Annotated in this window: 21 protein-coding genes and 1 pseudogene; 6 read left to right on the forward strand and 16 right to left on the reverse strand. The window is 56.8% G+C overall.

Annotated features, from left to right (window positions below):
• Positions 1-2215: 2215 nt before the first annotated feature.
• The 8 genes from Z052_RS19970 to Z052_RS21430 all read right to left on the reverse strand — a co-directional run bounded on the left by Z052_RS19970 (position 2216) and on the right by Z052_RS21430 (position 12396).
• Positions 2216-2518 (reverse strand): hypothetical protein, encoded by a 303-nt coding sequence (locus tag Z052_RS19970; protein WP_129452555.1) that lies wholly within the window; start codon positions 2516-2518, stop codon positions 2216-2218.
• A gap of 385 nt (positions 2519-2903) precedes the next feature.
• A complete protein-coding gene (locus Z052_RS16685; protein ID WP_241897978.1) occupies positions 2904-6398 on the reverse strand; it encodes an ATP-binding protein in 3495 nt (1164 codons plus the stop codon).
• A gap of 311 nt (positions 6399-6709) precedes the next feature.
• Positions 6710-7957 (reverse strand): phage integrase SAM-like domain-containing protein, encoded by a 1248-nt coding sequence (locus Z052_RS16690; RefSeq protein WP_099289265.1) that lies wholly within the window; start codon positions 7955-7957, stop codon positions 6710-6712.
• A gap of 8 nt (positions 7958-7965) precedes the next feature.
• Positions 7966-8571, reverse strand: coding sequence for a hypothetical protein (locus Z052_RS16695; RefSeq protein WP_099289266.1), 606 nt, complete (start codon positions 8569-8571; stop codon positions 7966-7968).
• Complete coding sequence (locus Z052_RS16700) at positions 8572-8883, reverse strand: hypothetical protein (protein WP_094521037.1); 312 nt, start codon at positions 8881-8883, stop codon at positions 8572-8574. It abuts the gene before it with no gap.
• 207 nt (positions 8884-9090) lie between these two features.
• Complete coding sequence (locus Z052_RS16705; RefSeq protein WP_094579958.1) at positions 9091-9615, reverse strand: hypothetical protein; 525 nt, start codon at positions 9613-9615, stop codon at positions 9091-9093.
• 528 nt (positions 9616-10143) lie between these two features.
• The gene (locus Z052_RS16715; RefSeq protein WP_050022909.1) at positions 10144-11388 is read right to left on the reverse strand and encodes an inorganic phosphate transporter; all 1245 of its coding nucleotides are present in this window, start codon (positions 11386-11388) and stop codon (positions 10144-10146) included.
• A 303-nt stretch (positions 11389-11691) separates the two neighbouring features.
• On the reverse strand, positions 11692-12396 hold the full coding sequence (locus Z052_RS21430) for a site-specific integrase (RefSeq protein ID WP_199058307.1): 705 nt from the start codon (positions 12394-12396) through the stop codon (positions 11692-11694).
• A 624-nt stretch (positions 12397-13020) separates the two neighbouring features.
• Between Z052_RS21430 and Z052_RS21095 the strand changes: the two genes are divergently transcribed.
• Positions 13021-13980 carry a hypothetical protein gene (locus Z052_RS21095; RefSeq protein ID WP_241897979.1) on the forward strand — a complete coding sequence of 320 codons (960 nt, stop codon included), beginning with the start codon at positions 13021-13023 and terminating at the stop codon, positions 13978-13980.
• A gap of 667 nt (positions 13981-14647) precedes the next feature.
• Entirely contained in the window at positions 14648-15805 is a 1158-nt protein-coding gene (locus Z052_RS16740) for a Fic family protein (RefSeq protein WP_099289269.1), read from the forward strand.
• A 1019-nt stretch (positions 15806-16824) separates the two neighbouring features.
• Here the strand turns inward: Z052_RS16740 and Z052_RS20310 are convergent.
• Together Z052_RS20310 and Z052_RS16750 are read right to left on the reverse strand one after the other, a co-directional pair.
• Positions 16825-16995: a hypothetical protein gene (locus tag Z052_RS20310; RefSeq protein WP_158228715.1), complete on the reverse strand. Its 171-nt coding sequence runs from the start codon at positions 16993-16995 to the stop codon at positions 16825-16827.
• Positions 16996-17012: 17 nt separating this feature from the next.
• Positions 17013-17372 (reverse strand): annotated as a pseudogene (locus Z052_RS16750) (hypothetical protein).
• A gap of 126 nt (positions 17373-17498) precedes the next feature.
• Between Z052_RS16750 and Z052_RS16755 the strand changes: the two are divergent.
• Positions 17499-17885: a nuclear transport factor 2 family protein gene (locus Z052_RS16755; protein ID WP_099289271.1), complete on the forward strand. Its 387-nt coding sequence runs from the start codon at positions 17499-17501 to the stop codon at positions 17883-17885.
• Positions 17886-17928: 43 nt separating this feature from the next.
• Here Z052_RS16755 and Z052_RS16760 read toward each other — a convergent pair whose 3' ends face one another.
• The 6 genes from Z052_RS16760 to Z052_RS16785 form a co-directional block, all read right to left on the reverse strand.
• Positions 17929-18276, reverse strand: coding sequence for an Hsp20/alpha crystallin family protein (locus Z052_RS16760; protein WP_158228716.1), 348 nt, complete (start codon positions 18274-18276; stop codon positions 17929-17931).
• A gap of 271 nt (positions 18277-18547) precedes the next feature.
• Positions 18548-20131: a pentapeptide repeat-containing protein gene (locus tag Z052_RS16765; RefSeq protein WP_094579839.1), complete on the reverse strand. Its 1584-nt coding sequence runs from the start codon at positions 20129-20131 to the stop codon at positions 18548-18550.
• A 228-nt stretch (positions 20132-20359) separates the two neighbouring features.
• The gene (locus tag Z052_RS16770; RefSeq protein ID WP_094579840.1) at positions 20360-21679 is read right to left on the reverse strand and encodes a methyl-accepting chemotaxis protein; all 1320 of its coding nucleotides are present in this window, start codon (positions 21677-21679) and stop codon (positions 20360-20362) included.
• Between the two features lie 111 nt (positions 21680-21790).
• Positions 21791-22786 (reverse strand): CPBP family intramembrane glutamic endopeptidase, encoded by a 996-nt coding sequence (locus Z052_RS16775; RefSeq protein ID WP_094583398.1) that lies wholly within the window; start codon positions 22784-22786, stop codon positions 21791-21793.
• A gap of 96 nt (positions 22787-22882) precedes the next feature.
• The gene (locus Z052_RS16780; RefSeq protein ID WP_049933516.1) at positions 22883-23200 is read right to left on the reverse strand and encodes a hypothetical protein; all 318 of its coding nucleotides are present in this window, start codon (positions 23198-23200) and stop codon (positions 22883-22885) included.
• A gap of 1 nt (position 23201) precedes the next feature.
• On the reverse strand, positions 23202-23543 hold the full coding sequence (locus Z052_RS16785; RefSeq protein ID WP_199058309.1) for a winged helix-turn-helix domain-containing protein: 342 nt from the start codon (positions 23541-23543) through the stop codon (positions 23202-23204).
• A gap of 123 nt (positions 23544-23666) precedes the next feature.
• On the opposite strand from Z052_RS16785, the gene Z052_RS16790 reads away from it, so the two are divergent.
• The 3 genes from Z052_RS16790 (at position 23667) to Z052_RS16800 (ending at position 26483) form a co-directional block, all read left to right on the forward strand.
• Positions 23667-24590, forward strand: a complete 924-nt coding sequence (locus Z052_RS16790; protein ID WP_094553610.1) for a glycosyltransferase — start codon at positions 23667-23669, stop codon at positions 24588-24590.
• A 142-nt stretch (positions 24591-24732) separates the two neighbouring features.
• A complete protein-coding gene (locus tag Z052_RS16795; protein ID WP_049933521.1) occupies positions 24733-25683 on the forward strand; it encodes an ABC transporter ATP-binding protein in 951 nt (316 codons plus the stop codon).
• Positions 25683-26483, forward strand: coding sequence for an ABC transporter permease (locus Z052_RS16800; RefSeq protein WP_089309326.1), 801 nt, complete (start codon positions 25683-25685; stop codon positions 26481-26483). The genes Z052_RS16795 and Z052_RS16800 overlap by 1 nt, the downstream gene beginning before the upstream one ends.
• Positions 26484-26681: the final 198 nt, after the last annotated feature.

Here is a 26681-nt window from a genome sequence, read left to right on the forward strand (position 1 = left end):
CCGCTGTTCGTCGTCGGGTGCCGTCTCGTCTCGGTTGTCCCCCCCGTCGCAGCCCGCTCGGTGGTCCATCCTCGATGCTGGTCGTTGGTCGAAGTCGGTGTGTTGCTTCTTGGCTGTCGGGTCGGATCCGCCAGTCGTTCGTCTAATCGCCGGGGGTCGTCGCTGGTCGATTCTCGTTTCCCGTCGCTCGTCGAGTTATTGCCGCCGAGTCAGTCTCGCTGGTGGTGTCGTGGATCGAGATCCGGTGCTATCGATCAGCTGGTAGTCTATCGTCGAGCTCCGGGTCCAGGTTGTTCCTCGTTCGTCGTCGGTTCTCCGAGTCAGGCTCCCCCGCTACCTCGCAGTCGTTGCTGTCTCGCTTCGTCGCCGGCACTGGTCGTGGCTCTTCTGTGGCCTCCTGCTGGTGGTCGTTGCTTGACTGTCGTTGGGGCCTGTTCATCGCCTCATCTCTCCCGTCCGCTGCGCCGCTCCCCGAGGGTTCCATCCACTATCATATCCTTGATAGTCTCCGCCTTGTCCGCCGCTCGTCTCCCCCACTTTCCCCCGCCTGTTTCTTGGCTCCGGCCCGAATCGTTCGCTACGCGACTATCCACTGAACTTCATCTCCCCTGAACCCTAATTGTGTGAATTCGGCCGAACGTATTAGACAACCCCAAGTTCATTAATAGGGTCTCTAAAGCTCTCTCGTCGTATGGCTGAACGTATGTAGACGCTGTCGCCGGTGTAATTCTATATACGAACCCCCGTAATCCCGCCGCAGTCTAGTATTTACAGGGAAAGACAGATAGAATACATAAATTAATAGAGGAGGTGTCAATCGCCACGTCGTCTGGTATTACTAGGAAATTTGAATCAAGATCACCGGCTATATACAGAATGCCGCAATCTCTGTGCCGTCTAGTATTTACGAGACTATATACGAGACGGCCGCATCACGCCACCGTCTAGTATTTATGCTGGTGGTTCGCGCGTCGCACCTCGTGTTCTGAGAGTTAATACACACCCCCGCAATACCGGTGTAGTCTGGTATTTACGAGACTATATACGAGAAGGCCATATCATGCTGCAGTCTGGTAAATAGGTAAATGCCAGGTGGTCGTGCGATCGGGACTTGCCAATTAATACGCACCTGCTGAATACCGGTGCCGTCTAGTATTTACGAAACTATATACGGACTACCGCAATCCCGGTGCTGTCTGGTATTTACAGGGCCGGTTGGGCTGTAAAAACCATACTAAATGTGGTAGGAAGCACTGAGTAGTGAGGTGATCGAGCCGGTAGCTATCGCGAAAGGAGTGAGGCTGACTTGGGAGGTGTGGGGTGTGAGGACGCTGGCACAAGTTAGTCTTCGATAGCTGAGAGCTAGAGAGTCAGTATTGGTGTGGCTTGCTGAGAATACTTCGTCGAGGGGTTGCGTTCTACTCGTGTGTTAGCCTTGTACTCAGCTTTGAACGTTGAGTATTTAACACTTAATCGACCGAAAATGGCGGCTGAGACGGTGTGAGCACGGAAAAGAGAGTTCAGCCGTAGACGCTCCGCTCCCTACTGGAGGTTCAAACGCCGTGAACGCTGCCTTCATTATCTTCTGTGAATCACTCTCCTGTTCGACCGATACCCTAAACTCTTCGTAGAACGTTCTCCTCCGATTCCGGGCTCAATAGTGTTAACACGACAACGTTCAAAGCTGAGCCTTGTATTGAGGGTCGGGGGGTCGCGCTCTATTCGGGAGTCATTTTTGCGTCGACAGTCGGGGGGTCGTTTTCCATTTCCGCGTCAGGAATCGCTGAAGCGGGGGAATTGGGAGCAGAAACTGATCGCATCTCGCTGGGTCGAAACAGCAATTCGATGATATCGCTCTCGCAAGTGTGATTCCGAGTTTGAGGGCTTCGATGGTGGCGGGCGAGTATAAGACACGCTTCTTGTACCTCAACGGCCAGTGAATAGTGAGCCTGAAGAGAGTCGTCCAATAGTTTTGCGTCGAGAGTGAGACAGGCGTGGGTTAGGAGTCGTGTGGGAGATCGTTGGGGCTGGGAAGGTATTCACGAGTGGGTCGGCGTGGGGCGAGCCTGTCGGATGTCCTGCGTCAGGCAGTGATCAGTTGGGGATCGTCACCGCTAGCGTCTCCGAGAGGTTGGGCTCTCGCGAGAAACAAATGGAGGGTCGGGGGTGACGACGCTGTGACTACGCCCGGCTTCCGATGGTCGTGCGGGAGCTGCTAGTCGGCAGCTTCAGACTCGTCGGTGGTACTGTCGGCTTCAGACGCATCTGTATTGACGACCTCGCTGTCTTGATCGAGGTCGACTCGGAAGCCACCATCAACTTGGTCGCCGCCGATGTCGTCATCCCACTCCGGGTGATAGCGAACCGTTTCGTCATGCTCGATTCCGTACTCTTTGACGAAGGTCCGCCCTGTAATCGTCCCGCCAGGTTTGTAGCCGTAGACATCTGCCCGGTCGAACCGCTGTTCGAGGGGGACGAGGATGATCTCGTCGTCGTCTTCATTGTAGGCGAGCATCATCGCTTTGGTGTCCTCAAGATACTGCTCGACAACCGTAGAGTTCGGTGCGAGCTGCCCATCTTCCCGGATGGTAATGAACTCGCGTCTGTGGTAGACATCGTGGCCCTCATCGGTGAGGGATTCAGCGACTTTGTCGATGACTAGTTCGGGGAGAGCGTCATCCTCCGGGGGGCCATCTCTGGTGTATCTTCTTTCTTGTTAGCGTTAGTATTGGGTTGGCTGTTTGGGTTGTCTGGTGGATTATTTGTTTCTGAGTCTCCGCTGGCAGTAGCTTCTTCTGACATGCTAAATAGCTACATTCAGCCGAAGGCAGCATATCCTTTTTCCCTAGCAGCTGACTGGATTAGGGCGGGATGGAAGAGATAGAGGCGGGCAGAAAGTGGGCCTATTCGATGGCTTTGCGGAGTGAATCTAGCGTGTGAATCTCTTGGATACCAGGCTTATCGAGTTGCTTGTTTATTTTCTCAATGTTCTGTTCCCCGTGCCCGCTTGGAAGATCATCCACTTCTTCGCTGAGTTTCTCTAGGAGTGTGACTGCGGCATCGTAGTTTTTGACTACCCAGATCGCATCACCATATCCCTCCTTGAGAGCTTCGTAGTCGTCGAAGACGTGCTGTTTCTTCTCCGGGCTCATCTCGACTTCAACGAGCTGGTCGCGGTCTCCAGAGGTTTGCTTTGTCGCTTCTGCGAAGGTGTCTGTCTTGTTTTCCCCTCTGTTGATGTCGCCGTAGAGTGTAATGTCGAACCCCTGCTGGTCAAAGTATGCGGCAGAGAGTCGGACGCCAAGGTGATGCTCTGGACTTTCGTTACCGAGCTCACCGCCTTCGTCTGGGGAGAGGGATTTTCCGTCAGCGAGGAACTCGCCTTCTTTTGTCGGGATGTAGTAGACTTTGTTCTGACCGATCGTGACCTTCTCGACCAGCTCTTGATCTTCGAGGTCTGAGGCGTACTCGCTGTTGGGGAGCGTCGTCATTGGCTTGTTGAGATCGTACAGCTTGATGTCTCCACTGAGGGCGTCGAAGATGTTTTTTAGGAGCGTTTTCTGTTCGGGCTTGAGCCCACCGTCGTCGCCTGTGGTGTCGCTGTCGGTGGTCGTGTTGTCGCCATCTCCGTCACCAGATGAGCTGAAGTTAGCGCCGGCGCTGGAGTTGATGTACTCACTGTCCCGGTTGAGGGTGTGGAGATTCCGGCTGCGCTCCCGAACGAATTTGGACTTCGGGGAGACGTCGAACGGGCCTTCGCTGTGTCCTGGCGGGATTGGGAGGGGTTTCAGGGTGAGAATCTCTGGTTTCTGCTTGTGGAAGCCTGTCGATGGAAGCTGGACAACCCATTCTCCACGACGGAGCCCAGCGATTCGATCTTTGATTTCGTCGGTGTCTAGGTCCTCGTGGAACAGCGAATTCGCCAGCATGTCGTCGGTGGCGATGTTCCCGATGATCTTCGTGTTGACGTTGTTGAGGATCTCCTGATACGCCCGCCGATTGCTGCGTGGGTCTTCGCCGAGGACCTGCTCGGGGTACTGCATGATGAGTCCGAGCGAGAGATTGAACTCGCGTCCTTTGGGGAGGAGTTCGTTGTAGACGATCTCGTTGCGGGCGACGTTCGCGGATTCTTCGATGATGACGTTCGTGATGTAGTCGTCACCGCTGGGCGTCCAGAGAGACTGGACCGATGTCCAGAGGTGCGAGAGGAACAGGACAGTGAACACTTCGCTACTTTCTCCGCGGAGGTTTCCGGTGTCCATTAGCAGGACCTTGTTGCCGTTGAGGATGTTTTTCAGGTCCAGCATGGGGACCTCCTCACGGTCGTACCAGTCCTTTTCGTCGTTCCAGTGTTCCTCCGGGACCTCGAAGGAGAGCATGTCCCAGATGAAGTCTCGTTCCTTGAGCTTCCGAATCCGGTTGAGGACCGCGTCGGTCGTGTTCATGAACTGCCGCTCTTCTTTCTCAAGGTGAGACTTGAGGAAGCTCCGGACTTGCTCGTCTTCCGCAGGTGGGAGTGCTTTGTTGAGGTCTTCGGGGTCTGCCTCTTCGAGGTTCTCGATGGACCGGCCGTGGTGTTGGAAGTCTCGGGCTGCGTCCAGTAGATCGCCGATTGTGAAGTAGTCGGAGCCGTTCTCTTCGTCAAAGAGTCCCTTGATGAGGTTGGTGAGGATTTCGTTTGCGACGAAGGCTTGGTCGACCGTCTCCCGTCCGAGGACGAAGCGTAGCAGCTGGAAGTAGTGGTCGATGAGGTCTTGGACGGCTGTTTCACGTTCGCGACCAGCCGAACGTGTGAGCGGTCTGAGGTCGAAGAATGGGATGCCGGGGATGTTGCCGTCTTCTTCGGGAACCTTGATGTACTCGACGTCCTCGAGGTCGCCAAAGAGTGTCCGATGGCATCGCAGGTAGTTCCGACACATCTCTCCGCCCTTGGGATCGATGAGGATTGTTGGGCCATTGAGTTGCTCGTGGGTAGTGAGCATGTCGTTGATCGTGGCGACTGTCTTCCCGCTCCCAGTGGTTGCTGCCCGGACGTAGTGGTGGGTGAGGTCGCCGGCGGAGAGGGCGAGCGCGTCCCGCTTGTCGATCTCGTGCCACCATTGATTCACGCTGTCGATGGCGCTGATCTCGTTGGTGGTGTCGTTGTCATCGCGAAGAGCTGTGACCGCGTGGCCGATGGTCATCCCGTCAGAGAATTCCCTGAACACTTCTTCGTTGGGGGAGGTGAGCGCCGACTGTGCTTTGGGCTTGCCGCCAGTCCCACCTCGGCTTGCTTTCGGGAGTGCGTCGATCGATGAGACGGTGATGAAGTTCGCGAGTTCTTCGGTGTTACAGACGAGCATCGACTTCCGACGAGTCACCATCTCAAAACCGTTTGGGTAGGTGATCCCGTGGTTCAGCATCCGCCGGTACTCGTTTTCGTTCTGGCCAAGGTATTTCCCGTCGATGGAGTAGAACTTCCCACTCAGGTGGCTGAGCGAGTCTTGGAGATTTTTCGCGGTGCGTTCGGTTTGGGCTGCGGCCCGGAGGGAGACGTTGTAGGTGTGGCTAGGGTTTTTCATGTCGATCTGCCCCATCCGGCTCTGGCCGGCTCGTTGCCCATCGACTTGGGAGTCCATGATGGTCCCGCCGATTTCTTCGGGCGTGTCTCCCCGGTGGCGCTGCTGCTTTTCTTCGTCGGAGACGCCCACGATAGCGTCGAAGATACTCCGAGCGACCATGCCGCCAGTCGTGTGGACGCCGCGCTTGAGGCGGCCTTTCTGTCGTTGCGCCTTCGGCGACCAGTCCGAACGCGGCTCGAAAACGACCTGGAAGAGGACTGCGTCATCGGTCTGGATGATGCTTTCAAGCAGGTTTGAGAGGGTAGACCGATCCGTCGTTTCGGTGTCGTACCGGGTGAGAAGCGTCATCCAGTCTTTCCGCCGCTCTTCGACACCCTCGTAGCGAACCATGTGCGGCGTCTCCTCGAACACATCTGTGATGTCGAAGTCCTGCCGGTCGAACTCGAAGTTCTCGGGGTACTGCGAGCGCGTCGTACTCTCAAGAGTATCACAGTTCGTGTCGCCGCGTTCGCCAGGCCCGAGGAAGAATTGGAACTGGGCCTCGTTTTCTGGCTTGTAGATGATGAATTCGAAGTTGGAGACGCCGTCGATGCTGTCGATGTGGAGCTCCATGTCGAGCGGGAGCTTCCGACCCGTCCCGTATCTGTGAAGTCCGTAGAGTTCGCGTTTGACGGTCTCTGAGTTGACCTCTTCTCGGACGGGGATGATCTTGATGTACTCCTGACTAGCCTCTAGTTCAGTAACGCACTCTTCGGTATTTTCTACTCCTCGATTTTTTGTATCGCGTTCGTCAGACGTGTTGTCTGAGGCCCCAGATTCTTGTGAGGGCTGTCGCATGATTGAGAGATCCGATCGCACATCATATGAATTTTTTTGGAGATATACACAGATACTTTGACTTTTATTTTGAAATTGGAAGGTAAATATCTCACACAAGCGTGTCACGAATACCCGATATATGGACCAGTAGAGCACAGAAAGGGCTCACAATATTGTGACGGAATCGAATATTCCAAAGAGATAGTCTCTTGGAGCGTATTTCCGACCGATTCGGGTTGATAGGTTGTGTCGAATCGGGGTAAAGTGGAGGGATTCACTGTGTGACGAAGCGTTTGATGTTATAGACGACACACGCCAACGCGATCGATCTACCCGACATCATCAATTTCTTCGAGAGCCTCCGTGGCCACGTCCCCCAACTCGCCAGCCTCGATATGTGAGTATCGTTCGCGAACCATCTCTTCGGAGTTATCGACATACCGAGCTGCTACGGTGTACCCGAACGCGCGGACGAGGACCTCACCCATCCCACGTCGACCGCCGTGGGGTGCAAGATAGTCGTGTTTCGGATGGTTGATGTCGATCTCGGCAACCTCTGAGAGTCGCTGGAGAATCGACCGTGCGCCGTCCGTCGTGATTGACGGCGGCCGAATGTCCGCATCGAGCGCAAGCAGTAGGTCGCGAGCATATTCTTCACGACGTTTAGTGATTGCTTCTGGGCGTTCCCCTCGTTCGGTTAGCTCTTCTTGGACGAGCTCTGCGAGCGTCCGTTGGTCGAATGTCGGAAACACAGGCCAGCGCTCCGTCGGCGGCTCCATCAGCTTGCGGTAGCTCCGCAGCGGCGAGATCGCCGGGTCGGGGAGACTCGCGGCGTCCCACTGCTGTTTCTTCCGGTAGACGTCCATACTCCCGTCGTCAAGCGAGAGGTCCTCCCAGCGGACGCCGCGCCGGCGCGGGTCGTTCGGATCCCGGAGCAGTTCCCCGACGCGGACAGGTGTGTACGCGAGAACGAACACCAGCGCCCGGTCACGAGCCGCCTTCAGCGCCGCGTAGCGTGCTCGCTGTTTGTCGAGGGGGTCAGTATCCTCCGGGAGTGTCGTGTACGCCTCGACGGCGTCGCGGGCCTGTTCGTCGACGTAGCGGGTGAGAGCGTGGCGCTGTTCAGATGTCCAGGCCTGCTGGTCGCTGGGCTTGCGGCCGTCATCCTCGGGGAGTGGGGCCATCGCACTCGCCCGCTGGGCGTAATGCGCCTCGAGATAGCCCTCGTTGACACACCAACCACACCACGCAGAGATATAGCGGTAATAGGTTTGAACGGTGTTCAGCTTGAGGCCACGGTCACCAGCGAGATGCCGAGCGTATTTGCGGAAGACGCGTTCGTCGAGCTCCTCGAAGGTAGGGTCGCGGTCGACGTCGTCGGGGAGGATCCCGGTCCAGTCATTGTCGCCGCGGTTGCCGGCGGCCCACTTGGCGAACCGCTCGAGCTCGCGGGCAGCGTTTCGCCGATAGTTCCCGCCGTCGCCGCCGCGGCCTTTCCCCTTGTCTTGGAGGTAGCGCTCGAAGGAACTCGTGAGCGGTGTCGAACCATCGCGTGTCGATGAGGTGTTCTGATTCATAGGTTTCGTCACGGGAGCAAGTGGTCATCCAGAATATCACTGTAGTCAATCGGAATCCCCTCCCACGCAGCCTTCACGGCGTTGTATCCGGTCCAGCCCTCACGTTCTAACAGCTCGCCGCACGCTTCGCAGAACTCACGACGCGAAATGATGTCGTTGTCGTAGAGGATATAGAACAGAAACGGCGGTGTCACAACACGGATATCTTCGGCTTGGTCGTCGACAGCGCGGCGAATCGAACGCCGGCCCGCTGCGTCCATCAAAATGACGTAGTCGATAGCCTCGGGATTCTGTACCACTTCCTGTCGGAGCGATTCCTCGCCGGCGTCCGCTCCGTGGGGCCGGGGGACGCTCGTCACTTGGGTAAGCGGTGTCTCGTCATCTTCGAGCGCATCAAGCGCGGTACGGCTCCCGTAATGAAGCCGGTATGGGCGACTCCCCTCAGGTGCAGTCTCGCGCGTATTCTCGACGTGCCGCTTGAGTTCCTGTCTACAGACGTTCGTCGTCGTGAGACCGACGTGTTTCGTTATTTGCGTCCACAAGGAGCTATTCGCAACGGCGATCAGCGTGTCCGTATCGACGAGGATCGGATACCGTGTGTCGGCGCTAGCCATTTAGACGAGATAGTCACTGGTGTCGTCGTCGGCAGCCTCACGGAAGGCATCGATGTCCTCCTGGAGCAGATCGAACTCATCACCGAGTAGCACGCGGGCAGCGTCTTCGGAGAGCTCACCAGCCGAATAGCGTTCATAAATCGCAATCTTATCGTCGTCCGTCATCGCTCGCCGAAGCATCTGGGTGAGTCCCTCGCGTGCGAGTTCACTAACGTTGATTCCCCCCAGATGGACCGAGTCCAGCTCAGTAGCCGCCTCTTTGAGCGGGCCAGCACGGAATTTGATCGTATCATCGAGCGATTCTTGGCTCATACGCGGGTCTACGTGGGCCGGGATGTTAGTTGTTCCCCAATATGTGAACACGTTGGTACAGAAATCATCGAGTCAGAAATCTGTGTAACTTGCCTCCAAGTTAGAGACGCGTTCGTGACACGGCATAGTCACCGTGAGACGGACCACTGATTTATATTGATTATTCGTAGTACGGCTTCCACATAAGTCCCCTATATGGATCGAACCTCACCGGTCTGTTGTGGGGGCGAGGAAGTCCCACTCACGAACGGCGAATCCGACGATCTCGATACGGCGCTGAAGGTGTTCCCATTCACGGGCGATTTCACGCCGTCGGTCTTCCTCATCGGCTTCAAGCGTTTCGTCGACAAGCGTCCCGCGAAGCTGATTCGGTGATTCGACATCGAATTCGTCTTCCCAGTCACTGATTTGTGCTTTCAGATCGGTGAGCCGTTCGGTGAGGCCTTCGGCGGTGTGGTCGCTATCCCGAAGGCGTATGGCCTCCGTAATCGCTTGACGACGGTAATCGGGGAAGTATGTCGTGTGGGCCCCGGTATCGTTATGGTGGAGGATGCCGTCGTCGACGAGCCGCTCGAGGACGCGCTTGGTCGGCCCGTGTGACCAGTCCGCCTCGGAGGCGATCCAGTTCGCTGTCCGCGGCTCTGATACCTGCCGGGCGACCATCCGCACCCGGTCTTCACCCGTGGGTTGGCGTTCCATCGAGTCCTCGAAACCTGATTCACCTCCAGTCATAGAACACCGTTCGTACTTTGTCGTAATATAGGTCAGAGGAATCCGGTCTATCAGGAAAACGCCCCTCGCCATCGCCATGGACTCGCCTGAGACGGCCCAGAGAAATCTCAAACCCCGTTATTGGCGGCTCTACCTCAGGGGAAGCGTCTTTCTGAGCCAATTGCAGCATTCGTGCTTCCCCGACGGCGTCGGGGTATTTCAAACTAGTCATGATTATTGCGCTAATTCCTCCCACTCGGTAGCACGACAAACCCGCAACGGGCGTTTTTCGGTTCGTTCACACGATATCCGATATCAATTCCTTATGTAACATATAGATAACACCGGGAAGCAAGAGTTACATAAGGAATTACGAGGATGTTGAGCAGCTACTATAGCCACCCGATCTCGGCGGGTGATCAGCTGTCTTGCTCTTTATCAATACCTCTAGAACACTCGTCATAGTCAACATCGACCGTGGCGGCTCTGTTGAAATCCTCTAATTCTGATAGTTTTGAGAGGCTATGCTGAATACACAGCGCGTATGGCTCATAGCAGGAATCCGAACACCGGGTATGAGCCGATGATCGCCACCGACGGCGTCAACACCCACATCGTCACGATACGCTTGGCCGCCGCCGGGTCGAAGAGACTTCGCTGGTCGATGTCTGCCGGTCCCTCGGCACCGATATCTGGAATATTCGGGGTTTCATCCGGTTTCTCGGCCGATTCCTCGCCTCGGGCAACGTCCCCGATAGTCGGGCCGGCAGGGGCGTCCTCGGCGCGTGACGTGACCAGTGCGCCGGTCGAAACCGCGACATCCGGCCGGTCAGGGGTCGGCGTCACTAACTCTGCCAGTGTCGATATGCGACTCGCTCGACCCCATCCGAGGCCGATGATCGTTGACGTCGTGCTGACGGCGAGACTCGCTGGAATCCCGAACGACGAGAGAGCGGTGATGACCGTTCCACCGATCACGGAAACGATCAGTGAGGCGAGAATGGGGAGCTCCGTGATGTCGTCCCCGACCGTTTCGAGCGTGCGGCGGGCGATGGTGAAACTACCCAACGCGAAGGCCCCCACCGCGAGGAGGACACCCTGATTCACGGTGAGCGAGCCACCCTGACCGACGAGGGGAGCGACGGCGTTCGCGGCGTTCGACGCCCCGGCCGAGAACGCCATATAACAGCCGATGAGGACGACCAACAGCGACCCGACAATGTCCTGTGGTGATGCGTTCGGATTGATGAATGGCCGTGGAACCGTGCTCGATCGGTCAAATTGGATGAACTGGAGATTGAACGTCGTGAACGCGACGTAGCGGTCGAGATACGGGTAGACGTAGCGGCCGATAACGACTCCGAGAGTCAGACACACCAGTGGGGAGACGATCCAGGCGGAGACGATAACGAACATCAACGCCTGATTGAGAGTCCCGGTTGCGAGTCCCAATCCGACGATGGCGCCCACGGCAGTCATCGACGTTGACGCTGGGACCCCGTAGAGGTTCGATATCAACAGCGACGCGCCGGTGAAAAACAGAACGATGATACTGGCAACGGGCGTGAACTGGATCGCTGGCACGATACTGCTGCTCATCGTTTCGATAACGTTCCGACCCACAGTCCACGCTCCGAGAAAGGCGAAGCCAACGAACAACGCCCCTGCAGTTGTCTTTCGAACGAGCCGTGAGCCGACTGCAGGGCCAAATGCTACCCCTGTGGACGATCCGCCAATATTGAACCCGACGAATGCGGCGACAATAATACCGACAGCAGTCAGGATCATCACCATTGTAATAGGATAGATATTGCCAGACACCGGTTTAGTACCTTTGACGGTCGTTCCAACTGCCAGTTCACGTTCTGCGCTGAACACAGACACAGTAGCATTCGGGTGCCGATACCGACAATATCTCCCGTTATCACTCCGACCGCGCCGGCTGTGCTTGTTCTCCCGATGAACAACACAGTAGACTGGCTATCAACGGCTCGATGTCTGAAAGCCGATTTGCGTTCAGGACAGATCGGGACGTCTGTCTGTTGACTACAGCCTCTGTATCGGTCACGTCGCTACTGAACGACGTTTGAGAAGATCCTACCCGTGATGGACACGACGTAGTGCATCAGCCGTTGCTGTTCCCGAGATACGGATGTATTTTTGTGCAGTCGCCAGATCGCTCCACCCCATTAGTGCTTGGAGCGGCACGGGAGCGACGCCTTTGTAGGCATGGTAGCTGGCGGCAGTCGCTCGTAGACAGTGTGGATAGACACGTCCTGAGAGATCGGCTTCGTCGGCCGCGGCCTGTACCCGCCTGTTGATTGTTGACCGCGAGCGGGGAAACGCATCATACCGGCTAGCGAAACGTTCGACACACAGCTCAAGTCGAAGCGAGAGATCAAACGGAATGAGCCGCGCCGAAGCGACAGTCTTCGGATGCCATCGAGACCCGAGGGCATCCGCAGTAGATAGATCGTCGTTGTGGGTAATTTCCTGTTGGGCTTGACGCCGGCAGTACCCGCACTGGCACGGTTCGTGTTGTGGGATACGAATCGTGCGGCGGTTCCAGTTCACCCACGCGGTCTGGAAGTGTGCAATCTCCCCAGCACGAAGACCCAGTCGGCCTGCGATCAGACAAATGAATCGCGCTTCAAAATCGTGTGGTGCTGGAAGGGCTGAGCATGCTTCCAACAGGACCTCGAACTGGCGGTCAGTAAGGACATCCTCGTGAGTATGTCGAGTGGTAATTGCTTGCCGATGCCGGTCAGCCCATTCAGTTCCGGGTTGCTTGTGATGAGACACGCCTAGCCGTTCTCATGCTGGCAGATTGTGAGTAGCGCCGAACCGTGCTGAATAGAGGGCGCGCGGCCTCCAAATTTTCTGTTAACAAGTCACAAATATAAGAAAACTTATGATAACGTGTACCCTCTACTGTTTGATTATGTATTCAGAGAGACGCAACAACCACCGAAATACTGTGCCACGTACGACCGTCAGCCGTCGGTCACTACTCGCAGCGAGCGGGGTTATTGTAGTTGGGGGACTCGCTGGCTGTCTGAATCAAGTTGCGTCGTCAGTGACGAACACGGGCTCGTCGCCTGCGGCAGTGTTCGCAGGGACAGACTGGAATGATGATGACACGGAAGTCACGTTTATGATGGCTCCGGGGAGCCCGCACGTGAGTCGGTTGGCTCCGACGGTGTCTGCCGGGCAGCTTGGGGATGTCGAGTTGGAGGGGTGGGTTACGTCTTCTGCGGTGATGGCTCAGGACTACAATTCGTCGCGGAGCAACAAGCGGAAGACGCAGGCGGGTGATACGGATTCAGATTCCGATGGTGATGGTGTCGGTGACGGTTCTGAGGAGGACGCTGACCTCGTCGCGTATCTGGGTGGTGAACGATTGTTGCTGAGCGGTTCTCGGTGTGTTTGCCTGATGCGGAGGTTCCGGGTGGGAATGGGAGTCTCCGTGAGGAGGTGACGCCGGAGCGGCTCATCGCGTATCTGACGGGCGAGTCAGATGGTGAGGGTAAGGTGTACTCGTGGGGGAAGTCGGAGTATGCTGCTGGTTCGGATGGTGGTGGTGATTGTGATAATACTGACTCGTCCGCTCATCCGGGGGCGGTGTGCGGGACGACGCCTCACTTCGTTTCGGAGATGACGGGGCCTGTGGCGACGGGTGGGCGTCTTGAGGTCGTTCGAGGTGGTGACGGGACGGTGACGGTCGTCAGTTCGCCACCGACGGCGGAAGACAAGTCTGCGAAGGTGTGTACTGCGGCGGATGATGACCCGTGTGGTCCGGGTGTCTGGGCTCGTACAACGGAGTCTGGGTCTGGGTTGGGTGTGTTGGTGTATCAAGTGCTGGTGCAGCCGCCGCAGTGTCCGCGTCCGTTCCCGGCGTTGTTGTACGTCCAGCGGTGTGAGAGCAACGACCAACTCGTGTACACGGGTGGATGGGTCATCGACGACGCTGCGCTGTACGAGGATTCGGTGACAGTGTTGTCGATGGCCGGTCCGACGGAGGTGGTTGGTATCGAGTGTTGTTTCGATTACTCGGCTGACGCTGATGGTGACGGGTTCGGTGACTTGGTGAAACGGTCGGTGTCTGGTGAGCGTGCTCGGCGGGGGGCGCGGTTAGATTCCGGGACGGTAGCGGAGTTGGTCGAGACGGGTGTGCTTTCGGAGTCGGGGGGTGTCGACTACACTCTTCAGAAGCGACCGGGACGAGAGGCCGGGAATGAGGTCACGTTAGAGGTGACGGGCGACGAATACGGGTTCGTGACGCACGTGGCGGTGGATGCGCCAGCGTTACACTTGGTGAACGCTGCGAGTGTGTCAGAGGAAGTGAAATTCAAGGCGGGGGCTGAGCTGTCGAAGAGCGTGAACTGATTATCCGTGTGGCACCACGGTACTCCCGGTGACGTCCTGAGTTCTCGAACGGTATCTCTGTGCTCAATCCATCCTCTGTATTCAGCACGGCTCCAAGAATATGTCACTGGTTGAGGATTTCAACAGAGTCTTGTAACCAATTATTTGCTTCCCACCAATGATTTCCATTCAAGCATGACCGGAATCGTGATCCTCCCCGCTGGTCGCGACGACGCGTTTGAGGACTACAAACAGTTCATCCGAGAGGGGCACCCAATTGAGGATATATATTGATATCTCCTTGACAAGGACCTCGAACTATTTCGCACGACTTCTGAAACAGCCAGTTCATAACCCTTGTCGAGATGGAAGGGGTGGTGTCGATATGAACACCCCTCCATCGAAATGAATTCTCTACCTCTTCAATGTCATCACACACCAACTTCGAAGTGAAGACCCCGCCATCGATATGAAATCTCAGACATCACGACACACCGCCGGCACCGTCGGCATCCACTGTTCATGTGGGATTAGCGCAACCGTCGACACTATTTGTCTCAGCTAGATTAAGCGGATATAGTTGTAGCACAACGACTGTAATTTGATTTGGAGCGGTCTTCGATCCCGCTTATCCAAATTTGTTTATAACCCGTATGATTAAGTCGTATTAGAGACAAAGTAATTCAAAATGAGAGCAGAGGATTTGCCACCAGATGCGCCGGGGCACTACCAACAGTCGCATCCGCATCCCTACTATATTCCAGAGAAGTTGCCCCTCTCATCGCGGGTTGAGATTGACGAGGATCTCACAGCGACGATATCAGATGCGACGTTCCAGCTGGGACGTATCGACGGGATTAGTCCCACTGTCGATTTCTCGCCGGTACTGTATACGTCGCTCCTCCGGCTCGAAGCAGTCGAAACAGCAGAAATTGAGGGCGCAGATGTCGAGATGGACGAAGTCTACGCGTATCATACACGCCAGAAATCAGGCAGTTCTGGGCGTGTGAGCCGTGACTTACAGGAGGTTCTGAACGCTGAGCGCGCACTCAGTGATGGATTTGACGCAATTAAACAAGGAGAGTCGATTTCGGTCGAACTGCTCAAATCACTCCACGAAACATTACTCGACGGAGTTCGGAACGAGGGGGACGTTGTTGGTGAGTGGCGAGATGATGATGTTCATATTCCGTCGCCCCGTCCCGGACAGTCCCCATTTGTGCCACCACCGGCGGATCATGTCTCGGAGCTAATGGACTCGCTTGAAGCATATATTCAGATGGACGGCGAGTACCACTCCCTGGTTGACCTTGCGATCACTCACTATCAGTTGGAGACAATTCACCCCTGCTCGGACGGCAACGGTCGTCTCGGACGGATTCTAATCGTCCTCCAGTTACACAAGGCTGGCTATCTGTCTGAGCCGTACCTCTATCCGAGTGCCTATTTTAATCGAAACAAGCAGGCGTACGTCGAGACGATGCGTGCGGTTAGCGAAGAAGGCCAATGGCGCGACTGGATTGCGTTCTTTATCAAAGGCATTGAAGAGCAAGCGAAGGACTCCTACGAGCGAACATTCGAATTACTCGAACTCCGGCGAGAGTACGAAGCGCAGTATCCGAATCAAAAGACAAGTCACAAACTCGCCCGCGAACTGTTTGAACTGCCGTACTTCACCGCAGACAACATCACGGATCGGTTCGACGTAAGTCGACAGACTGCCTACAATGCGATTGAAGAACTCGAATCGGATGGCATTGTTATCGAAGTGACTGGCAAGCAGCGAAATCGTGAGTACAAAGCTATCGATGTATTCGATATTCTTGAACGGCCGGTACAACGGTAGCAAAGCTTAGTCGCCTATCCCGGATGCTGGATCGGTACCCATCGCTCCCGCCCCGAACAGTAGCATAGCACCGCCAATGACTGTCAAGAACCCGAGCACACGTTCCGAGTCTGGCTCTTCGGAGAGAAGCGACGTCGTGCCTGAGGTGTACACCGCGTAATATCGCCCGCTAGCGTCAACTACAATCGCTTCTTGAAGATTCGTCTGAGACTGACTACCCCCGGTCTCAACCGCCTGCTTGACTGCTGGTGAGTACTGGTCAACGGGGCGAGAAACGTCCTCTAACGCCTGTGAGGCATTTACTCGCTCCAAGGTGAGACGATATGATTGCGCCGACTCGTTCCACCCTGTAACACGTTCGAAGACACGCCCGTCGCTGGGGAACGCAAGATACCGATCTTGGGAAGCAAGGGACGGGTCCCCGGCGACGTGCCGGACACCGGGATACGGTGCGAAACGCGATGTCTCAGCGACCAGCCCGGATTCAAAACCACAGATTCTGGTCGGTGACCGCTCCCCGAAGCAGTCGAGTCCGTCGATTTGTCTGAGTCTCGGTGAGTCTTGTCGAAGCTGTACTCGGTCGTCTTCAACAGTGAGCTGTGTGGCGCTATACTCGTATTCTGTTCCTGTTATGTCTAGGGGGGGTGCCCAGAATGGAACTGTGATTAAAATCAGTGCGAGTATAATGAGAGCAATTCGAGGAGGGCTGTCGACCATACCAATAGATATTGTTCTAGCGTTTGTATGGATGTTGCTCCACAGCAACATCGATTTTAGAAAGCGCTTTGACGGTGTGTTTGACCGCTTCTCGTCTAGGTTTGCGGTAGAGTTCTTGTTTGGGTTGGAACGCCCAAAAATACTGTGTGGGGCAATCTTTTGAGATGCCCCGATACAGCGAGAGCTACTGTCGCGCCAGCAACACGCGGCACCTCGGGTCAATATACGGGGACTGTTAGAGCACGAGTTCCGGCTCGCAGAGAGGCACGAACCCGAGACGGTAAAGTACGCCGTGGAGTTCTTCAATCGGCCGGAAGTGTAAGCACCCAGTCGTCACCGGGTTCGCCGTCAGTCGCTGGCCCGAGGGCAATCGTGTCCGTGAGGCCGTCGCCGACGCAGTACCACTCTGCGTCGCGGCCGATGTGGTAGTGGCCATCGGGACAGGACTTCTCGGGATCGACATCGTCACCCATCGTGTGTTCTCGCTGAGTCAGGCGTTCGCTTTCCGGTCCTGTCCCGACCTAGTCGTGAGCGGGATGTCGGCGTCGATCTCATCGTATCACACGACCGGCTGCTTCGCCCGGCCATTCTCCTCGAGTTCGACAAGGCCGTAGTCGGCCAACTCGTTCACGTTCTCGAGGATTTCTGCTGAGATTCGATCAACAACGCGAGCGAGTTCGCGAATGCTTTCCGGCTCCTGTTCGATGATCGCCTCCAAGAGCCCAAGCTTGGTCCCGGCGTCCAGTTGGTGGCGGAGCCCATCGATGGAGTCTACGGCGACCATCTGTCCGTCGTCTGTGATCTCGACGCGGTCGGTGACGGCTTCGACTTGTTCGAGTACGTGGCTCAAATGAACGTCCCGAGCGAAGTTGATCCCTCCCCGCACTAAACCACGAGACTTTCGGCTCAATTCTCCGTAACTCCGGTCCAGTGTGTGACCCGTGAACACTTGATTATTGGACTCCTCTTCTGTCGCATGGATGCCCGGTCGACAGTCAGAGAGTACTACGACGCACTACGAACTGGTGACCCGCTTGCCCCGTACTTCGCCGAGGAGCATGATGGCGACGACGCATTCGTGAAGTTCGGTATCTCGGAGCGTCTCACCGGGAGCGAGCAGATCCAAACCGGCCTCTGCGCCCAGACCGAAACGACGGCCGAGTGGACAGTCACTAGTCACGCGCTTCGGGTCTGTGAGCGCGGGACTCACGCCTGGTTCAGCGACAGCGTGTCGATGGAGTGGACCAGTACAGAATCTGGAGATCGTCACGAGTTCGACACACGATGGAGCGGGACGCTGACAGAGTCGTCTAATCGGTGGCAGTTTGTCGGGATGCACGTCAGCACGGCTGACGAGTTGTGACATTTTCGATCGCCCGTGAACGCCACCTCTCGGGTCGATCGACTCAGTGAAATCCGATATTCGCGGGGTCCGTATCGCGGTCGAAGGTCACCTCAAGGATACCGTTGTTGAACTGCGTTTCCCCAGAGGTGTCATCGACGTAGGACGGGAGGTCGACGCGCACAACAAACGGTCGTGGTTCACTCGCCACCCGAATCGCTGCGGTTCGTCCGTCACACTGGACGGTAATGTCGTCCGATACAGCGTGAGGGATGTCTGCAACCACCCGGATCTCCTCGTCGTACTCGTGAACGTCGACCGCGGCGTCGTCGCCGTTCGTTCCGGACAGCAGGTCTTCAATCCCGTTGAATTCACCACCGGATTTGTCCTCGTCGTCCGAGTTCCGCCTCATTATTATCTACAAGGGACTGGCCGGTATAACCCTTCGGCGAGACTGACCGAGCGTACCCAGAGACGCCGACGCCATGCGGGAGCGAACGACCCCACTCGTGTCCTCGTCGAGGCGTACGTTGAAGTGATGGATTAATATCAATCAGCGGGCAGAAACTTACGGAGAATCGAGGAGAAAGCCCTGCGCTTTAGCGCGGGGAGGGTGTCGATCTTCAAGCGTCCGAGAGACGGAAAATCATCACTGTACGGGTTCCCGCGCCAAGTTCTCGTGGTTACCGAGCGATTGAGCGAGTGAGAGTGAACACAAATAGGGCGATCATAAATCCACCGAGGAACCCCTCAGCGGCCCCGATGAAACTTACAAACGTATTTTCCACCGTCGGTCCACCGAGCACAAGCGAAACAAACGATTGTACGCTGAACGTGAGATAGCTCAATATCGACTGCCCGATTGACAGCGGAACGCTGACAGCGGCGTAGATCAGGGTGAACACGACGATGATTCCCACAGACGACAACACGGTCCATAACGGTCGCTCGCCGTATCCGCAACTCAATCCCATCGCTACGTTTCCTACGTAACGTCCGGCGTGTCGGAATCGCGTCAAGCCGTCCGACTGGGCAAACTCTCGGCGGTGGCTCCCGCGTCTGGCAGCCATCTCATGAAAGAAGAACTCTGAAACCGCACGGTTATCGCCGACCTGCTTGGCCCCGTTTTTGGCCCGCACGTATATGATCTCACGAACTGACGGCGGGTCGTCCGACTCATGGATCTTGTACTCCAATGCGGCGAGTTGCTTCCGGTAGCGGGTGAAATCGAACCCATCAAACACCGTCTGATTAAACGTTAGCGAATCTATCGTTGTCTCTTCTGTTAACACAAGATCACCCAACACCGCTTGAGTGAGCTCATATTCAACACTCCCGTCGGTTGCTGCGACAGTACCGGTCACGCGCTCCGTTCCTGTGAGATCGATCGTAACGGGTCCGTCTTGTACTGTGAGATCGACACAGCTCACCTCATCTGAGAGGGAAGCATCGTCAATACGAAGCCCCCCAGTAAGAGTCGCGCCGTCAAACAGCAATGGCCCGTCACAGTCTACTCCCAGAAACATCCCCGCTGCACCATTTGCAGTTGGTCGGTCGCGCTTCGGGTTGCCAGCGACAGACCCGAACTCAACGGCAGGTCCAGCCAGTGTACATTCTTTGAACCGGGCCTTGTCTGCGAAGTCTGTTCGTTTGAACCACGCCCCCTTGTCGAACTGTACACGATAGAAGTTCGCTACGTCGTCAAACTGGGCATTAGTGAAGTCTGCGGCCCCAGTGAACCGTGCGTTCACGCTGTATATTCCGTTGGCAAACCGGGCGACACGTCCACAAACCTCCCCGAACGTCGCTTCGCGCGTGTCGAGCCAAGATTCGAACTTTGTAAGCCGCATTGAGACATCCGCGAACCGGACGTGACCGAGGTCAACGCGCCGAGCAAACTGTGTTTCGTCGAACGTAACTTGTCCAATGGCTGTGCTCCCTCGAAGATCAAGCGGGTGTTTTACCGTCCCAAATCGCAGCGAGATCGATTCGAATGATGCGTCACGGCAGTCGATGGGTGTGTTAGTCGGCCCGTCAAGTTGTTGATAATCGAGATCGATTGCCCCAAACGTCGCACCAAGAAACTGATTTGTCGCCGGGGAGGGTTCCTCGACCGCTTCAATAAGCCGACGTCTACGGGCCTCATCGGACGCCTCACCGTGGAACACACAGTAGTTTTCGTCGGCAGGATGTGGACAATCCCACGATGACTCGTCGTCAAAATAATCAGCCGACAACTCGTGGTGGTACTTACAACTCGAAGCCATATAAAATACGTTTTTATTTTGGATTAAAAAACTTGGGCACAGAGAAGTCGAATGATCGCAGCTGGATTGTCCCCCGTCTCCTGTGGACCTCACTCCAAATAGAGGGTCCCCGTGTGTGGAGTGTAAAAAAGAGGGCTGTAGAAAATGGTCAGAAGTGCCGATATTCCGGAGATTTGGAATGAAACGTGGGGTCTGGCTGTCTGTCAGTCCGATTACGATATGCCTGCTTCAGACAGACGTGTCCATGACCTCCGCCAGTTCGTGGTCAATCTGTTCAACCTGATGGGTCAGCTGCGAGACCATCTCTGTCTGGCTCTTATTTTCGTCTGCGATCTCCGCAATCTCCTCACTCACAACAGTAGCCCGTTCGGAGACATCGTTGACGGCACTTGATATCTCTTCGGCCACGCTTGCCTGTTCGTCTGTTGCCTCCGCAATCTCGGTGATCCCACTCTCAGTTTGCTCAACTGCCGTGAGAATTTGTTTTTGATTCTCGAGGACCTCTTGGATGTCGTCTCTCGCAGACTGTATCTCGTCGTTGGCTGCGTCCACTTCGGCGGTGGTTTTGGAAGCCTTCTCCTTGATCCTCGCGACGATGTCTTCGATCTCGTCAGCTTGGTCCTGCGAGCGATTCGCGAGGTTCTTCACCTCGTCGGCGACGACCGCGAAGCCGTCACTGTCGCTGCGTGCCGCTTCGATGTTGGCGTTCAACGCGAGCATGTTCGTTTGTTCGGCGATATCGTTGATCACGCCGACGAGCTCTTCGACTTCTTCGATCTCGTCTCTAAGGTCCGCGACGTCGTCGGCGACAGTAGCTGACTTCTCGGCTGTGTCGTCCACTTGGTTGATGACCTCGCCTGCGGTGTCGACGGACTCTTCGGCGAGTACTCTCGATTCGGCGCTTTGACTGCTCACTTCCTCGGCGCTGGAGGCGATCTCCTCGACGGTGGCGCTGAATCCGGAGACGTCACCTTGGGTACGTTCGAGTTCGGCTGCTTGCTCGTCGACGAGCTGGGTGATCTCGTTCGAGCGATCCGCGACTTCGGTTGTCGACTCGCTCAGCTGTTCCATGGATGTCTCGACATTGTCCGAGAGCTCTTCCTGGAGGTCGGCGAGCGTCTCCCGCTGTTCGACGACGGTGGTGACGTCGAAGAGCAGCTCGACAGCCCCAACGACCTCGCCAGTGGGTGTCTGGATCGGGGTCGCAATCGCTCGGGCGTGTGCCTGTCTTCCATCTGGACGCTCGGCAGATCGGAACTCGTCTTCGCGGATGGGTCTTCCGGTGCGGACGACTTCTTCAGCGAGGGTCTCGTCTTCGCCCTCGGTACCGAACACGTCGTATGCGTTCATCCCGACTGCCTTGTCTGCGGGGAGGCCGAGGAGATCGGCTGTTGCCGTATTCCACTGGGTGATGTCGCCGGCGTCGTCAACGACAAACGCTGCCTCAGGGAGTGTCTCGATGAACTGCTCGAAGGCATGGCGCCAGAAGTCGTTATTTGGTTCTGTATTTCGGTCTTGGAGGTGATCGTTCCGCGTGGCTGTGGCCATGCCGAGTGGGGACGATCAAGGTATGTGTGGGTTTTGCTCCTGTTATTGCTTTTGATAGGGCCCCAATTCGCGGGAGGGAATGATTGTATTCACCACGATTAATTGTTGATACTATGATAGCCGCGACCCCAAGTCACCGTTCCGGAGAGCAACGTATCCGACAGTGAGCGCAGCGACACAGAGCACCGCTGCGCCGTTGACTGCCCCGTACACCCCGACGAACTGTGCCGGGCCGGTGAACGTCGGCCGGACCAGCATCGGCAGAACCTCCGCAGCCTCACCGAAGTTCGCCAGCCCGTAGATGTTGTTTATCCCAAAGTTGATCAGGAAGTGGACGCCGATTGGCAGCGCCAGCGAGTCGGTCCACACGTACGCGGCGCCGAGGAGGAGCCCCAACATCACCCGGAAGCCGAACTTTTCTAGCGTCCCCGGGAAGTGCCCGAGACTGAATATCAGCGATGACGCCACCACCCCTGCCACGGCCGCACCGCGGTCGGACAGCCACCGACTCCGGAGTCCTTCGACGGCATTCGTCAGAATGAGGCCCCGATAGACCAGCTCTTCCCAGAAGGCCACAAACGCCCACTGGAGGGTGTACGCTCCGAACGCAGCGACGAACGGCAACACGTTGGCGCCAACGCCGCCCGAAAACAGCTCGGAGACGGTCGCCCACCCGGCGAGCAGACTCGCGGGGAGTGCCACACCCATCCCTACCAGAGCCACGACGCTGCCAGCGGCGAAGTCCTTCAGGAATGACGGGCCGAACGCCAGTCCGTAGTCGGTCAGCGGTCGCCGGTCAACGTACTTCGCGAACACAACTGCGAGGAGGAGTCCAACGAGCGCACCGATCAGGTTGGTCGCGGCTCCGTTGACAGACGGCGGGAGTTCGGTGCCCGCGAGCGCCAGCGCCGGGAGCACGAAAATCCCCACGAGCGCGGCGACGTACACTCCGAGGATCCGCCAGAGTGCGCGGGGGCGATTCTCAGTTCGATTCCACAGCACGGAGGCGACGCGTCCAATGATTCCACCGTAATTAGTTCGCCGGTCGTCATCGGCCGACCGGGATCCGGTTCCTTCGAAGTTGGTGTCGGTGTCTGCTTCGGTCATCGACACCTGAACGCATGGACGCATAGAAAAAGGCCGATTTCCCTGGCTTCACTGGTTGAAGTCAACCTACCGTCGTATATGGGCTCGGGCGTGGTATCAGTCTCGGCGTGGCATCCACAGTCCGTAGAGGATCAGTCCCAGACCGGTGAATTCGGGGATTTGGAGGAGGAGATTGAGGACCGCGGTGGGAAGTTCCAAGACGTAAGTGAAGATGAGGGCCAGCGGGGCCTGAACGAACAACACCAGTATGAATCCGATCGCGATGTACAACATCGGACGGCTCTGATTCTGCCGGTATGCCGTGTAAGCGAGGTAACCGATCCCCAAACCGATGATCATCGGGATCACCTCGCTCACCTGTCGAATCGTTCGTAGCGTTTCGAGATCAATCGATTGGAGCGGTGTATCGAGCATATTAGCTTCCCTCTACGAACTGCGTGAAGCGGTCTGCCATCCGTTTCCGCCGTGAAATTGTAATCTCAAAGCCGTCTTCGCTGAGATCGAGTTCGATGCCATCGAGATCCGTCCGGTAGAGTTTGTAGTTCTTCCCGTCGGTGACTGGCTGGATATCTTCAGTAACCAGATCGTACTCGCGGAGTCGTTCGAGTCGGCGGTAGACAGTCGGCTCCGAGACCCCGGCGCAATCGCTGAGCTCCGCCGCCGAGCAAGGTTCCTTCTTTGTCTCGACGAGAATCGTGCGCGTACACTCGTCCCCAAGCAAATCTGCGAGCGCTTCGGGATCTCGCACCCCGGACACTGTGCGTGTGCCATCTCTTGTTTTGCCAATATAGGTTGTGCCGTTCTGGGCTTTCTGTCCGGCTTCACTCAGAGAAGCCGTCGGAAACTCTCATTGATACCAGCGATCACGTTTCGAGTACGGATGTCGAACGGACAGACGCACACCCCAACGAGCATACTCCTCCCGACGGTGTCTTGGACTCCCGCCTGCGGCGATGTCGCCGCACAGTTGGGTTCAGAAGACGAGCTCCTCATCATCCACGATACCGAGGACGACCCGGTTACGGACCGAGAGCGGTTCCCTGAGAACGTTCGGTTGGTCCCCGCTGGCGACCCCGTCGGGTGTTCCGGGAAAGCGAATGCCATCGCTGCTGGGATGGAGGCCGCCAATCACGACCGTCTCGTCTGGACCGACGACGATTTTTACCATCCGCCCGACTGGCTCGACAAGCTCCGCCGTGACTACGCTGACTACGGTCCGACGACGGAACTGCCGGCGTTTGTGGGTCAGGACCCACTCGCGATCCTGTTGGAACCGATTTACGTTCTCGGCGGCACGCTCGGGACGTATGTGGGTGATCACGCTTGGGGCGGAGCTGTCATCTTTGACCGAAGTGATCTTGATGAGGCAGGGTTTCTTTCGGAACTCCGCCAGACTATCAGCGACGATGGCCTTCTCGGGGAGCACACCGACGTGACGTCCGTTCGGCGTGTACGCAAAGTACCAATGGGTGGGAGTCTTCGACAGACGCTCGAACGACACGTTCGATTCAATAAAATTTTCGCAACCCACGATCCCGGAGTCGCGAAGCTCTCCTTCGGAGCGTTGACCGCCGTTCTCGTCGGGTGTCTATTCTTTCCGTTCCTCGCAGTGGGGCTTACCGCAGTAACAGCAGGTGTGTATGCTGCCTTCGGCGTTCGCCGAGCGTCACTACTCCTCGCTGTGCCAGCGCTTGTCGCAGCTGTTCCACTGGGAGTGTATGGCTTTACCCGAGATACGTTCATCTGGGCAGGTCGGCGTTATCGCTGGCGCTCAAAGTTTGATGTCGAGGCAGTAGACGAGTAGTTTTCATTCAGTGCGTGTCAATCAATGGTGAATGGGCGATATGTAGCAGCGAATCCCGCGATAATGCTGTAAGCAGAGTTTCACAGTTAGAAGCACTGAACTCCGGTTCAACAGGTTTCCCGCGTTCGGTGAAGTTGTGACAATGACAGGTCCCGCGATTGAAATAGACGGATTGAGCAAACGGTTCGGTGACGTGACCGCTGTCGATAGTGTTGATTTGACCGTTGAATCGGGCGAAATCTTCGGGTTTTTGGGTCCGAACGGGGCTGGAAAGTCCACCACGATCAACCTGCTGTTGGACTTCGTGCGACCGACGAGTGGAAGTGCGTCCATGCTTGGACTAGATGTCTCGAAGGACCGCGAAACGCTCCACAGCCGGATCGGCGTCGTTCCCGAGAACTACGGATTATACGACAGACTGAGCGGTCGGCGACACGTGGAACTCGCGGCCAAACTGAAAGACGCTGACGACGATCCCGACGAGCTACTCGATCGGGTCGGCCTCTCACAAGAAGACGCGAACCGGGCCGCCGGGGACTATTCGACGGGGATGAGCCAGCGACTCGCCCTAGCGATGGCACTTGTCGGTGCGCCTGATCTGCTCATCCTCGACGAACCGACCAGCGGTCTCGACCCGAACGGCGCCCGGGAACTCAGAGAGATCATTCAGGCGGAAAACGATCGCGGCGTGACGGTGTTCTTCTCGAGTCATATTCTCGAACAGGTCGAAGCCGTTGCCGACCGAGTCGGCATCATGAATGAGGGAGAGCTCGTTGCGATTGACAGTATCGGCCGCCTCAGACGCCAGCTCGACACTGGCGCGCAAGTGATACTCGACGTGGACCGACAACCGGAGCGCAGTCTGGGTGACCTCCCGAACGTACGCGACATCGATGTAGGCGGCGGGACCGTTCGGGGAACCTGTCTTGAACCAGCGGCGAAACTCCAGTTCATCGACCGGGTTCGCGAGCTGACGACGGTCACCGACGTGCGGATTGAGGAGTCATCGCTTGAGGATCTGTTCGCCAGCTACACCGGTGAAGACACGACGGACAGTCAGACCGAGACGGTAGTCCCGGGTGGTGTCGCGTAATGAGCGTTCGCACCATCGCCCGGAAAGACTTGGCCGATGCCAGTCGTTCGAAGGCTCTGTGGGCGGTTATCTTAATCGTCCTCCTGTCGACGGCCGGGATCACGACACTCCTCGCAGTAACCAGCGACATGGCAGCCGGTGAGGTGTTCTCACTCTCGTTCCAACTCGCTGTGACGATGCTTCCCATCGTTGCGCTCGTGCTCGCCAAAGGGGCAATCACTGCCGAGCGGGAGTCCGGGTCGCTCCGAGTCTTGCTGAGCTTGCCGCCGTCACGCCGGGACGTTCTCGTCGGGAAGCTCCTCGGACGGACAGCCCTGATGCTCGTCGCCACGCTTATCAGCGGGTTCGTGACTGGTCTCGTCGTCCTCACGATACTGGGTGGGACGTTCGGTTCACTGGCGGCATTTATCGGGTTTCTCGGCCTCATGGGCGTGGCGTTCGTCGCTATTGGAGTGGGGATCTCCGCGGGTAGTTCGAGCGACAGTCGTGCGACCGCCGTCGCCGTCGGAGCCTACATGATCTTGGTCGCGTTGTGGAACCTGATCCAGAGTGCTATCCAGTACGGCGCCATCGAACTGGGTCTGATGACCGAGGGCAGCGCGCCGGCGTGGATGAAATTAGTCGGGCTGTTCCCGCCCAACCGCGCCGCGAGGGCTGCCTATCGGAACACTGTTGCGGGGCAGCTCTTCGGAACGGACCCGTTCGCGTCGGTCTGGCTGCCGGTTCTCCTCCTGTTGGCCTGGATCGTGGTTCCTGTTACGATCGGGTATCTCCGTCTCCGTGACGCCCAGATCGGGTGATAGGTTAGCCAAGTGGAGCCGGATCCCGATCCTCATCGCCCGATTCGGGTATCGCCTCTCGCTCCAGAAAATCTAACGCGATACGACTGCTATCACCGCTGAGGCGGTCGAGCGAGGAATATCAGGCCGTACTATCATCAGTAGGTTGTGTCATCGACTGTCAGATTCATCCCCGGCTTCAGGGCTGTCTCTTACCCA

Source organism: Halorubrum sp. C191 (assembly GCF_002727095.1).
GTDB lineage: Archaea > Halobacteriota > Halobacteria > Halobacteriales > Haloferacaceae > Halorubrum > Halorubrum ezzemoulense.

Excerpts from the sequence above, each read along its gene's own strand:
- Z052_RS19970 (WP_129452555.1), bottom strand. The coding sequence starts at position 2,518 with ATGATGCTCGCCTACAATGAAGACGACGACGAGATCATCCTCGTCCCC.
- Z052_RS16685 (WP_241897978.1), bottom strand. The coding sequence starts at position 6,398 with ATGCGACAGCCCTCACAAGAATCTGGGGCCTCAGACAACACGTCTGAC.
- Z052_RS16690 (WP_099289265.1), bottom strand. The coding sequence starts at position 7,957 with ATGAATCAGAACACCTCATCGACACGCGATGGTTCGACACCGCTCACG.
- Z052_RS16695 (WP_099289266.1), bottom strand. The coding sequence starts at position 8,571 with ATGGCTAGCGCCGACACACGGTATCCGATCCTCGTCGATACGGACACG.
- Z052_RS16700 (WP_094521037.1), bottom strand. The coding sequence starts at position 8,883 with ATGAGCCAAGAATCGCTCGATGATACGATCAAATTCCGTGCTGGCCCG.
- Z052_RS16705 (WP_094579958.1), bottom strand. The coding sequence starts at position 9,615 with ATGACTGGAGGTGAATCAGGTTTCGAGGACTCGATGGAACGCCAACCC.
- Z052_RS16715 (WP_050022909.1), bottom strand. The coding sequence starts at position 11,388 with ATGGTGATGATCCTGACTGCTGTCGGTATTATTGTCGCCGCATTCGTC.
- Z052_RS16740 (WP_099289269.1), top strand. The coding sequence starts at position 14,648 with ATGAGAGCAGAGGATTTGCCACCAGATGCGCCGGGGCACTACCAACAG.
- Z052_RS20310 (WP_158228715.1), bottom strand. The coding sequence starts at position 16,995 with ATGGGTGACGATGTCGATCCCGAGAAGTCCTGTCCCGATGGCCACTAC.
- Z052_RS16755 (WP_099289271.1), top strand. The coding sequence starts at position 17,499 with ATGGATGCCCGGTCGACAGTCAGAGAGTACTACGACGCACTACGAACT.
- Z052_RS16760 (WP_158228716.1), bottom strand. The coding sequence starts at position 18,276 with ATGAGGCGGAACTCGGACGACGAGGACAAATCCGGTGGTGAATTCAAC.
- Z052_RS16765 (WP_094579839.1), bottom strand. The coding sequence starts at position 20,131 with ATGGCTTCGAGTTGTAAGTACCACCACGAGTTGTCGGCTGATTATTTT.
- Z052_RS16770 (WP_094579840.1), bottom strand. The coding sequence starts at position 21,679 with ATGGCCACAGCCACGCGGAACGATCACCTCCAAGACCGAAATACAGAA.
- Z052_RS16775 (WP_094583398.1), bottom strand. The coding sequence starts at position 22,786 with ATGACCGAAGCAGACACCGACACCAACTTCGAAGGAACCGGATCCCGG.
- Z052_RS16780 (WP_049933516.1), bottom strand. The coding sequence starts at position 23,200 with ATGCTCGATACACCGCTCCAATCGATTGATCTCGAAACGCTACGAACG.
- Z052_RS16790 (WP_094553610.1), top strand. The coding sequence starts at position 23,667 with ATGTCGAACGGACAGACGCACACCCCAACGAGCATACTCCTCCCGACG.
- Z052_RS16795 (WP_049933521.1), top strand. The coding sequence starts at position 24,733 with ATGACAGGTCCCGCGATTGAAATAGACGGATTGAGCAAACGGTTCGGT.
- Z052_RS16800 (WP_089309326.1), top strand. The coding sequence starts at position 25,683 with ATGAGCGTTCGCACCATCGCCCGGAAAGACTTGGCCGATGCCAGTCGT.